The 11,872-nt window shown below is 63.0% G+C and carries 5 protein-coding genes and 3 pseudogenes; 6 read left to right on the forward strand and 2 right to left on the reverse strand.

Features of this window, described 5'->3' with window-relative positions; genetic code table 11:
• The 5 genes and pseudogenes from JCM9942_RS05105 to JCM9942_RS05125 all read left to right on the forward strand — a co-directional run.
• A pseudogene (locus tag JCM9942_RS05105) lies at nt 1–471 on the forward strand (TonB-dependent receptor); the annotation flags it as partial.
• A 113-nt stretch (nt 472–584) separates the two neighbouring features.
• Entirely contained in the window at nt 585–2,894 is a 2,310-nt protein-coding gene (locus JCM9942_RS05110) for a beta-N-acetylhexosaminidase (protein WP_054658140.1), read from the forward strand.
• Nucleotides 2,895–3,221: 327 nt separating this feature from the next.
• Nucleotides 3,222–4,225: pseudogene (locus tag JCM9942_RS05115) on the forward strand (glucokinase family protein).
• Between the two features lie 117 nt (nt 4,226–4,342).
• Entirely contained in the window at nt 4,343–7,108 is a 2,766-nt protein-coding gene (locus JCM9942_RS05120) for a TonB-dependent receptor (RefSeq protein ID WP_054658142.1), read from the forward strand.
• Nucleotides 7,109–7,220: 112 nt separating this feature from the next.
• Entirely contained in the window at nt 7,221–9,563 is a 2,343-nt protein-coding gene (locus JCM9942_RS05125) for a beta-N-acetylhexosaminidase (RefSeq protein ID WP_054658144.1), read from the forward strand.
• Between the two features lie 225 nt (nt 9,564–9,788).
• Here JCM9942_RS05125 and JCM9942_RS05130 read toward each other — a convergent pair whose 3' ends face one another.
• Nucleotides 9,789–10,184, reverse strand: a complete 396-nt coding sequence (locus tag JCM9942_RS05130; protein WP_083468419.1) for a VanZ family protein — start codon at nt 10,182–10,184, stop codon at nt 9,789–9,791.
• Nucleotides 10,172–11,355, reverse strand: a pseudogene (locus JCM9942_RS05135) (class I SAM-dependent methyltransferase). The gene JCM9942_RS05130 and the pseudogene JCM9942_RS05135 overlap by 13 nt, the downstream one beginning before the upstream one ends.
• A gap of 54 nt (nt 11,356–11,409) precedes the next feature.
• Between JCM9942_RS05135 and JCM9942_RS05140 the strand changes: the two are divergent.
• A partial coding sequence (locus JCM9942_RS05140) for an SDR family NAD(P)-dependent oxidoreductase (RefSeq protein ID WP_157722787.1) occupies nt 11,410–11,872 on the forward strand: 463 nt, incomplete at its 3' end.

Below are 11,872 nucleotides of genomic sequence, written 5' to 3' on the forward strand. Positions count from 1 at the left end.
TTACCCTATGAGGTCGCCGTCCCGGTCAACTCCAACGGCAAGGTCACCGGCGTGGAAGTGGCGTACGAACAGCCGATCGGTGACAACTTCGGCGTCAATGCCAACTACACCTATGCCGATGGCAGCACGTCCCATGTATGGGAAGACGGCAGCAGCAACCTGCTGGGCACCTCGAAGAACACCTACAACGTGGGCGGTTACTTTGAAAATGACACGTTCGGTGCCCGCGTCAGCTATACCTATCGCTCGGCCTTCCTGATCGGCCTGAAGGGTGCCAGCCCGTACTACCAGGACGAGTTTGGCACCCTGTCGCTGTCGCTGAGCTACAAGGCAACCGATTGGCTGAGCGTGAGCTTCGATGCGCTCAATCTCAACAACCCGACGCTGAAGTACTACCAGAGCAGCAACATCCCGAGCGCGTTCTACGAGAACGGCCGCCAGTACTATCTGAACTTCCGTTTCAAGTACTGATCTATCCCGGCGCGCACCATCGCCGGTGAGTGTGATGCGCCGGGCCTGGATCATTCCGGGCCCGGCGTTTTTTGTTTAGTACCCTCTCGAACCACAAGAACGGAGCTCCGCCCATGACGAAGTCCCCTCCCGCGCGCAACCGCGCCCCCTGGCTTGGCAGCTGCGTATTGCTGGGCCTCACCGCGTTGCACGCGCATGCAGGCGACCTCGGCGCCCCGCTCCAGCTGATTCCGCTGCCCGCCAGCTACCAGGCGGTGGAAGGAAAAGACTTCGCCATCGGTCCTGCCACCCGCGTAGCCGGCAGCGATGCCACCTCGCGCCGCGTCGCCAGCCAGTTCATCAGCCTGCTGAAACAAAATGGCGGCCCCACGCTGGCCGTGAGCGACAAGGCCAACAAGGCACAGATCCGCTTCCATCTGGACGCTTCCGTGGCGACCGGAACCGAAGGCTATGCAGTGAAGGTGTCCAGCAATGGCATCGACGTCAGTGCGCGGGATGAGGCCGGGCTGTTCTACGGCGCGGTGACCGCCGCACAACTGCTGACCGGCGACAAGACCGGCCAGGTTGCCGCGGCCACCATCGAGGACGCGCCCCGCTTCGGCTGGCGCGGTTTCATGCTCGATTCGGCCCGCCACTTCCAGAGCATCGACGAGATCAAGAAGCTGCTCGATGCGATGGCCCAGCACAAGCTCAACACTTTCCACTGGCACCTCACCGATGACCAGGGCTGGCGCATGGAGATCAAGCGCTACCCGAAGCTGACCGAAGTGGGCAGCTGCCGCGTGCCGCTGGGCGATGCCGGCCGCAACGAGGAGACCGGTGAGCCGCGCACCTACTGCGGCTTCTACACCCAGGAGCAGATCCGCGAGATCGTCGCCTATGCCGCCGAGCGCCACATCCGGGTAATCCCGGAGGTCGACGTGCCGGGCCACGCCACGGCGGCCATCGCCGCTTATCCGGAGCTGGGCGTCACCGACCAGAAGCTGGTCATCGACAACCAGTGGGGCGTGTTCCCCAACCTGTTCAACACCGAAGAAAGCACCCTGCAGTTCCTGAAGAACGTGCTGCTGGAAGTGATCGGGATGTTCCCGGCCGAATACGTGCACGTCGGCGGCGACGAAGCGGTCAAGGACCAGTGGATCGCCTCCGCGCGCGTGCAGGCGGACATGCGCGAACTCGGCCTGAAGGACGAGATGGAAATGCAGAGCCACATGATCAAGCGTCTGGAGAAATTCCTGGAGCAGCATGACCGGCGCCTGATCGGCTGGGACGAGATCCTCGAAGGCGGCCTGCCGCCGGCAGCGACGGTGATGTCCTGGCGTGGCACCGAAGGCGGCCTGAAAGCGGCCAGCGAAGGCCATGACGTGGTGATGTCACCGGTCACCCATATGTACATGGACTACCTGCAGACCGAATCGCCGAACGAGCCGCCAGGCCGTCCGACCACAATCACCCTGCAGAAGGCCTACGAATTCGAACCGGTGCCGGCGGAACTGGCAGCCGACAAGCGCTCCCATATCCTCGGCCTGCAGGCCAACATGTTCAGCGAGCACACCCGCAACAGCCGGAATCTGGAACACAACCTGTTCCCGCGCCTGGCGGCAGTGGCCGAAACCGGCTGGAGTCCGCAGAACAAGCGCGACTTCGAAAGCTTCCGCGCCCGCCTGCCCCGTCAGCTGCAACGCTATCAGGCCATGGATATCGCCTATGCCAAGACGCCGTTCCAGGTGGACATGAGCAAGAAGGGCGACCGCATCGCCGGCACCGCCGAAGTGACTCTGGACAATCCCCTGGGTTATGCGGTGCGCTACACGCTCGATGGCAGCGAGGTCACCGCCAGCTCGCCCCTCTACAACCAGCCACTGCAACTGAAGCTGCCGACCGAGGTGCGCGTGGCCGCGTTCTTCGACGGCAAGCCACTGGCTGCGGAAAACCGCTTCCAGTTAACCCGCGATTCCCTGCGCATCCGCGAAGACACCCAGCTGGGCCTGTGCCCGAACGGTGGCAAGCTGTTGCTGCGACTGGAAGACGACGGCCCGGCCGAAGGGGAGCGCGCGATCTTCAACGTCAACATCTTCAACCCATGCTGGCTGTGGCCAAAAGCCGACCTGCGCGGCGTGCACAGGGTGAAGGTGCGGGCCGGCCGGATCCCCTACAACTTCCAGCTGGCCGGAGATGAGCCTGCCCGCAAGTTCGTACCGGCACGCAGCACGCATGGCGAGATGGACATCCTGGCCAACTGCGAAGGCAAGCCGCTGGCGAGCGTGCCCCTGCCGGCCAACCCCGCCGCCGACGGTTTCCTGGAGCTGGAAGCCCCGATTACCGGCACCGATACCCCCACCGACCTGTGCATCCGCTTCACCGGCGACACCCGCCCGAACATGTGGACACTGGATCGCGTGGAGCTGCAAATGGCGGACTGATCAACCCAGACCCCTGTAGACAGGCCGCTGTAAACAAAGGCCACCGGGGACGGTGGCCTTTTCTTTTGGGAGGACAAAAGGCATGCGAATAAATTTCACAGCCAAAGGCGTCACCCTCCACAAAACGGCTGAAACGTAAGCAAGGTTGCAGGTGAAAGTGAAATATCCCCGTAAATCATTGATATGAATGGGGCATGTACAACCTGATCAATATGAAAATTTTTTGCAACGCAGCTTGACATCGTTGTCACCCAACACGAAACTCCGGCTACCGCAGCGCCCAGACACGCCGCGCGAATCTCCGGGGAAAGTCCAGTGGCCGTCAGCATCCATCCAGCACACGATGTCTTCACCCCCCGCCCTGCCCCCTTGGTGGCCGCGGACGTGGGGGGAACACACGTGCGCGTGGGACTGATCCAAGCGGCTGATGGAGTGCCATCGAATCTGGATGTGCTGTCCTATCGCCAGTACCGCTGTGCCGATTACCCCAGCCTCAGCGCGATCCTTGCCGACTTCCGCAGCCAGGCACCGGGCGTGCGCGAATGCGCCATCGCCAGCGCCGGCTATGCACTGGAAGACGGCACGGTGATTTCGGCCAACCTGCCATGGGCGCTGAGCACCACACGCATCCGCGACGACCTTGGCTTCGAGGCGGTGCACCTGGTCAACGATTTTGAAGCGTGGCACATGCGGCGGCCCATATCGATGCACGCCAGGTGTTGCAGCTGACCGGCCCGGCCGACGCAGCGTCGGGTCCGACCCTGATCGTTGGCCCCGGCACCGGCCTGGGTGCCGCGGTATGGATTCCCGGCCCGCGTCGCTCGGTGGTGTTGGCCACAGAAGCCGGCCAGGCGTCACTGCCGGCCACCACCGCACTGGAAACGGCGGTACTGCAGCAGATGCTGCGGGGTCGCTCGCATGTCTGTATCGAACAGGCCCTTTCTGGCCCCGGCCTGCTCAATCTCTACATCGCGCTGTGCGCCATCCGCGACGCCCGTCCTGTCCACGCCACCCCCGATGCCATCAGCACGGCCGCCCAGGGCAATGACGATCCGGTGGCGCGTGAAACCCTGCAGCTGTTCTGCGGAATCCTCGGCTCGACCATCGGCGACATGGCGCTGCTGTACGGCATCAAGGGCGGCATCTACCTGGCCGGCGGCATTCTGCCGAAGATCAGCCAGTTCCTTTTGAACAGCACCTTTGTCGAGCGCTTCCTCAACAAGGGGCCGATGACCACGGCGCTGCAAGGCATTCCCGTGAAGCTGGTAGAGCACGGGCAACTGGGCGTCATCGGCGCCGCAAGCTGGTATCTGGGCCGGAGGGACGTCTAACCCGGAGCACTTCCAACCGCAGTACCCCGGTGCATGTGTCGAATCAACCGCGCATGGACCCCCACTACGCAGTGTCCGGTGCACACCGGAAATCCAACAATGATGAGGAGAGACATCATGAGGTACCGCAAGTCCGTACTATCCGCCGCGATCGTCACCTGCCTGAGCTTCTCGGCCCACGCACAGGACGCCAGCCAGAGCGCGACCGACCTTGATCGCGTTGTTGTCACCGGCATCCGCGCCAGCCTGCAACAGTCGCTGGAAACCAAGCGCAATGCCGATGCCATCGTCGATGTGATCACCGCTGAAGACGTGGGCAAGTTCCCGGCGTCCAACGTTGCCGAAGCGATGACCCTCATTCCGGGCGTCACCATCGACAAGGCCTACGGCCAAGGCGAGAAGGTGTCGATCCTCGGTACCGATCCGGCATTGAACCGCACCCTGCTCAACGGCCAGTCCATCGCCTCGGGCGACTGGAACATGTCCGATTTCCCGACCCGCACCTTCAACTACTCGCTACTGGCACCGCAGCTGGTGGGCAAGGTGGAAGTGTTCAAGTCGCCGGAAGCCCGTCTGGAAGAAGGCTCGATCGGCGGCACCGTCATCATCACCACGCGCAAGCCGCTGGATATGCCGGAAAGCACCTCTATCACCGGCCAGGTCAGTTTCGCCCGCAATGACCGCGTCGAAAAGACCGATCCGCAGGCGTCGGTCGCCTTTGGCTGGAAGAACGCTGCTGAGAACTTCGGCGTGATGCTTTCGGCACAGTCCCAGCACGAAAGTATCCGCCGCGACGGCATCGAGGCCTATGGCCATGTGACCGGCAAGGATTACTACCAGGGTCAGGGCGGTGGCGGCTCGGTCATCAATCCGCCGATGGATTGGTCGATCGGTGCGCCGAAGGACCCGACCTGCGTGGGTACCTGCGCCGACACGCTGGCCAACAATCTGACCGCCATTGGCCCGAACTCGATCAGCGCGCACTTCTTCGAACAGGAGCGCAAGCGCAATACCTACTCCGCCACGCTGCAGTTCAAGCCGGTTGAGCAGCTGAGTATCGAAGTCAACGCACTGAAGATCGATGCCAACTTCGATCATATGGCGCAGTCCATGTTCGTGATGCCGGGCAATGCGTGGAACAGCCTGTTCACGATGACCGATGTGACCGTCAAGGACGGCCTGATCACCAGTGGCACCCACAAAAACGGCCTGGCGATTTTCGATCTGCAGAACCGCCGCGCCAAGGTCGAGTCGGAAACCTACGACGTCAAGATCGACTGGAACGATGAGCGCTGGTTCGCCTCAACCCATATCGGCACCACCAAGGCCGAAGGTGGCCCGGAGCAGGTATTCGGCGAGTTTCTGGCACGTACCGATTACACCTGGTCCATCGCTGGCGCACCGAAGAACCCCGGCAGCGTGACCTTCAACGGTGCCAACCCGTTCACCAATCCGGAAATGTTCCAGATGGACGGCGGCTGGGGTGCAGATCCAACCCAGCCGACATGGAATACCGGCTGGGGTGGCAACCTGGTCGAAAAGCCGACCGTGGATAAAGAAACCTACGGCCAGTTCGATTTCGGTCTGAAGCTGGACTCGCCGATCTACATGCTCCGCGCCGGCTACAAGCAGCGTGCGCACAAGACCAGCCAGATCCAGCGCGGCGTGGCTTTGGCGTCGGTTGCCGGTTACGGCGACGGTAACGCTGCAGATTTCGATCCGCGTCCGTTGCCGGGCAACTACCTCAACGGCTTCAGCGGCTACGGTGATCTGGGCAACCGCTTCACCATTGATGGCTGGAAGCTGGCCGACTTCATCTCCAGCGGCGACTGGCTGGCACCGTGGCAGACCATGCCGGAAGTGTCGACCTTCAATGCGGCCGAGTTCGTGCGTAACACCTGGGCGATCGACGAGGACACCAAGGCCGTTTACCTGCAGGCTGATTTCAGCTTCGATCGCCTTCGCGGTAACGTTGGTGTGCGCTATGTGCAGACCAACGTCGGCAGCGGCGCATGGGCCTGTTCGGTCAACGTAAGCTCCTGCCCGGTCGACAAGTACGAATGGCGCGTACAGAAGAGCAAGTACAACAACGCTCTGCCGAACCTGAACCTGGCATTCGACGCAACTGAAGATCTGGTGCTGCGCTTCTCGGCAGCCAAGACCATCGCCCGTCCGGGTTACGCTGACGTCTCCAGCTACCTGTGGCTGGCCGATCAGACCCTGACCGGTGGCGGCGGCAACCCGAACCTGAAGCCGTATCGTTCGACCAACCTCGACTTCTCGGCCGAGTGGTACTTCACCGAAGATGCAATCCTGGCTGGCTCGTTGTTCTATCGCGACGTGTCTGATTACATCCTGATGTCCTCGACCAGCGAGACGCATTGGAACCAGAACCAGAACATCGACACGGTGTATCAGGTTGACCGTCCGCAGAACGCAGGCGACGCCAAGATCAAGGGCGCTTCGCTGGCATGGCAGCAGAACTTCGGTGCAGGTTTCGGCATCGTGGCCAACTACACCTACTCCGATGGTGAAGCCACCGGCGCCAAGGGGGCGACGGACCGTCCGCTGCCGTACAACTCGAAGAACCAGTTCAACATCGCTCCGTTCTACGAGAACGAGAAGTTCGCCGCTCGCGTGACCTACAACTGGCGTGACAAGTACTTCACCAACGTCAGCGGTGGCCGTGACCTGTGGACCATGGACTACACCTCGGTTGACGCCTCGGTGTCCTACAAGGTCACCGACAACCTGACCGTTGCACTTGAAGGCATGAACCTGCTTGATGAGAAGTACCACTCCTATTCGGGCGTGGAACAACTCACCCGCGGTGCATACCTGAGCGGCCGCCGCTTCATGGGCTCGCTGCGCTTCGCCTTCTAATGCAAATCAAGTGATTCACCTGTTTTACTCGCTGTTTTTTCTCCTCCAACGGGCCTAGGGTTTCTAGGCCCGTTTTTTTTGAGATAACGGCACACTTCTTTACGGAGCAACTATGACCCGCCTGCCCACGAATCCTCCCGTCCGCAGCCTGTTGACCAGCTGCCTCCTGCTCAGCGCCAGCTTCACCGCGTTCGCCGCGGACCACGCGGCCCAATCGCTGGCGGTATCCGTGATACCTGCGCCACAGCACGTGCAGCCGAGCCGCTCCAGCGTTGCTGTCAACAACCTCACAGCCATCACTGCCAATGACGATGCCGCTGCAATCGTCGCTCAGCAATTCATCGAATTGCTTGAAAGAACCAGCCCTCTAAAGCTCAAGCAAGCTGACGGAAAGAAAATGAGAGCTGGCGGAATCCATTTCAAACTCGACACCGCTGCGCCAGCCGGTACGAAAGGCAGCTACACGCTGGAGGTGGACGCAAGCGGCATCATCCTGCGCTCCGACAGTTCTGCGGGTCTGTTCAATGGTGCAATGACACTGCTGCAGATACTCACCGCCGAACCGGGCCGCACGGAAGTCACTGTCCCCGCCGTCAGCATCAATGATGCCCCGCGCTTTTCCTGGCGTGGCTTCATGCTCGATTCGGCCCGCCACTTCCAGAGCGTGGAGCAGATCAAGCTGGTGCTCGACGCGATGGCATTGCACAAGCTCAACGTATTCCACTGGCATCTGACCGACGACCAGGGCTGGCGCATGGAGATCAAGCGCTATCCGAAGCTGACCGAAGTCGGCAGCTGCCGCGTGCCGGCCGGCGAGGCCGGCGTCAAGGCCGACGGTTCACCCAACCGGTATTGCGGCTACTACACACAGGACCAGATCCGCGATGTCGTGGCCTACGCTGCCGCCCGCCACATCACCGTGGTGCCGGAAATCGACGTACCAGGCCATGCCCAGGCCGCTGTCGCCGCCTACCCGGAACATGGGGTGGTCGACGGCCCGACCCAGACATCGCACAACTGGGGCGTGAATCCCTATCTGTTCAATCCGCGCGAGGAAACCCTGCAGTTCCTGGAGAACATCCTGAGCGAAGTGATCGGGATGTTCCCCGGCCAGTACGTGCATATCGGCGGCGACGAGGCGGTCAAATACCAGTGGCAGGACTCGCCACAGGTGCAGGCCTACATCCGCGAGCTGGGGTTGAAGGATGAGGAGGCGCTGCAGTCGCGTATGCTCAAGCGTCTGGAGAAGTTCCTGGAAAGCCACGGCCGCAAGCTCATCGGCTGGGACGAGATCATCGAAGGCGGTCTGCCACCCGAAGCGACGGTAATGTCCTGGCGTGGCATCGAGGGCGGCATCGAGGCAGCCACCCATGGCCACGATGTGGTGATGACACCGGGCAATACGCTGTATCTGGACTTCCTGCAGACCAACTCGCCGGATGAGCCGCCGGGCCGCCCGAAGTTCACCTCAATGCAGCGCATCTATGCCTTCGATCCGATCCCGGCCCAGTTGAATGCCGAACAGCGCAAGCATGTGCTGGGCGTTCAGGCCAACATGTGGACCGAGCACACCCGCACGTTCGAACGTCTGCAGCACAACCTGTTTCCACGCATGTCGGCGCTGGCCGAGATCGCCTGGACGCCGCTGGCGCGCAAGAGCTACGACGACTTCCTGGCCCGTCTGCCGGCACAGCTGCAACGCTACAAGGCGCTGGATATCGCCTATGGCCAGACCGCACTGGCCGTGGCAATGAAACGGCAGGACGACCGCGCCGGCAACAAGGTGACGGTAGAGCTGTCCAATCCACTGGGCTACCGCGACATCCGCTACACCACCGACGGCAGCCCGCCCACCGCGCAATCGCCGGCCTACCCCGGTGCGTTGACGCTCCCGGTGCCCACGGAATTGAAGGCGCTGACCTTCTTCAACGGCAAGCCCGTCGCCGATGCCCCCAGCAGCTGGACATTCGATGCCGCCTCGCTGTTGACCCGCACCGACAAGACCCTGGCGCAATGCCCGCAGGGCGGGCGCCTGCTGCTGCGCCTGGAAGACGACAATCCGCTGGAGGGCAGCGGGCGGGACAATTTCGATGTCAGCATCTTCAACCCGTGCTGGCTGTGGGAAGACGCACAGTTGCAGGACATCGCCGCGTTCAAGGTCCGCGCCGGTCGCATCCCCTACAACTTCGGCCTGCTGAAGGAAGAAGAGGCCCGCCGCGGCTACCGCAAGCCTGTGGCCAGGTACGGCGAGTTCGAGGTGCGCGCCGGTTGCGAAGGGCGCGTGCTGGCGTCGGTACCGCTGCCGCAACATCCGGACAAGGACGGCTTCATCGAACTGGAAGCACCGCTGCGCAAGGGCGCCGAACAGACCACCGATCTGTGCATGACCTTCAGTGGCGATACCCGCCCGCAGATGTGGGTGCTGGACCAGATCCAGCTGCAACCGGCCAAGTAATTACCCGGGAGGGCGCGGTGCGTTCCCCAGGGTCCTCTCCACCCTGCGGCCCGCACCGCGCCATCTTTTACAGCCGTCACCGGTGCCGCGCAGGGCCCCGGTGACCTGCCAACCGTAGCAGCCCGCCCGCGTGTGGAAAAGCCGGATAGTGAGCGACGGCACTTCGGCGGCGCACCGCACCCGCTGGTTGCAGCGGCAACCCGGATTCCAGACTGGAACCGCCGCTCAACGCGGCTGCAAACGCAGCAGCAGATCGCGCAGTGGTGTCAGGGTGGTCAGCATCCCCGCGACAACACCGCTGGTGTTGGCCAGCGCATCCATCGGATCGGCCATACGGGTGGCGGTCAGGGCACCTTGCGCCCACTCGATGCCAATCCCCATCAGCACCAGTCCCAGCGCAACCGCGCCCAGCACGCGACGTGTGGCGAACAGCTGCACGGCGCAGGCGGCCAGCACGAAATACGCGAGGAAGTGTTCGAGCTTGTCGCTGTTGGGCGGCAATGCCAGCGGCGGCGGTGGAATCAGACACACCGCAATCACACCCAGCAATGCTACGCACCACAATCCCAACCACAACCGCGCGTGCCGCAACGGTTTAAGCAACGTGCTCACAGGCGCCAAGTCAGATCGCCCATCAGAAAGGCCGCCGAGAAATCCACGTCGCGACTGAAGCCCATCACCTGGAAACGCTCGCCCATCTCGCTGGGCAAGGTCAGCTTCTTGAGCTGATTGCGCAGACCTACCCGCCCGCGTTCATCAGCGTCTTGCTCGGCCTGTTCCAGCAGCCGGGTAATACCGTTGCCGAGCAGGAAGCTGGCCTGGTTGCTGTAACCGGCAAGATCAAAACCGGCATGGGTACCGGCCTCGGCCAGCGCGGTGAAATCCACCGATGCGGTGATGTCCTGCAGGCCCGGCCACAGATACACCTCGTTGTGCGCGCGATGCCGGTAGAACGCGCGCAGCGTGCCATCGGTGCGGTCATGGCGGTAGAACTCCGCACGCGGGTAGCCGTAGTCGATGAACAACATCGCCCCACGCCGCAGGCCACCGGCGACGGCCTGTATCCAGTACGGCAGCTGCGGCAGCACCTCCGAACGGTAGCCGTGGGCGAAAGGCTCCTCCAGATACGCCTCGATGTGGCGGACCGATGCACGCAACAACGCATCGGCCGGCATCGCGCCGCGCACGAAGCGGCCTTGGCCATCCAGCTCCACGGTTTCTTCGTAGATCTCGCCGTCGCTGGCCAGAAAGCGCGGCGTCGGCAATGCATCGATCACCTCGTTGGCGAACACCACCCCGTCCCAGTCGTCATCGAACGGACGGTCCAGCCACTGGACCGTGCGAACACCTCCGCGCGCAGCACCTTGGCCAGCCGCTCCCGCTGGCGCTCGCGCAGATCCGCACTGGGTTCGAGAATCGCATAGCGCGCAGGCAGTGCATCCAGTTCATGCAGACGCTTGAGCATGACCTCGGCGAATGCGCCACTGCCGCCCCCCAGCTCCAGCATCCGCGCCTGCGGACCCAGTTGCTGCAGCACCGGTGCCAAGGCGTTGGCGGTGGTTGCAGCAAACAACGACCCCATCTCCGGCGAGGTCACAAAATCGCCAGCAGCACCGAACTTGCTGGCGCCGGCACTGTAATAGCCCCAGCCCGGGGCATACAGCGCCAGCTCCATGAAACGTGAAAACGGCACCGCACCGCCCTGGGCGAAGATGTCGGCGCGCAGGTGGTCAGCCAGCTGCTGGCTGTGCGCAAGCGCTTCGGAGTCGGGCGTGGGCAGGTCGGCGTGCATGATGCGGCGGTTTACGGGGACAATGCACAGGATAGCCGAGTGAGGAAACCACAGATGACAGAATCCCAACGGGTGGCCCTGGTCACCGGCAGCGCGCGCCGGATCGGCGCCGGCATTGCGCGGCACCTGCATGCCCATGGTTATCGCATCGCCCTGCATGCCCACCAGTCCGGCGAGGAGCTGCAGTCACTGGCCTTCGATCTGGAAAGTGAACGGCCAGGCAGCGTGCTGGCGCTGGAAGCGGACCTGCGCGATGTTGCCTGCGTGCCGGATCTGGTGGAACAGGCCGTCAGCCACTTCGGGCGGCTGGATGCGCTGGTCAACAATGCCTCCAACTTCTTCCCGACCCCGTTCGGACAGGTGCAGCCGGAACAGTGGGACGAGCTGTTTGCGGTCAATGCCCGCGCGCCTTTCTTTCTCGCCCAGGCCGCCGCCCCACACCTGCGCCGCCAGCGCGGCGCCATCGTCAACCTGACCGATCTGCACGCCACCCAGCCGCTGCCGCGACCACCCCGCC

Source organism: Stenotrophomonas pictorum JCM 9942, from assembly GCF_001310775.1.
Taxonomy (GTDB): domain Bacteria; phylum Pseudomonadota; class Gammaproteobacteria; order Xanthomonadales; family Xanthomonadaceae; genus Stenotrophomonas; species Stenotrophomonas pictorum.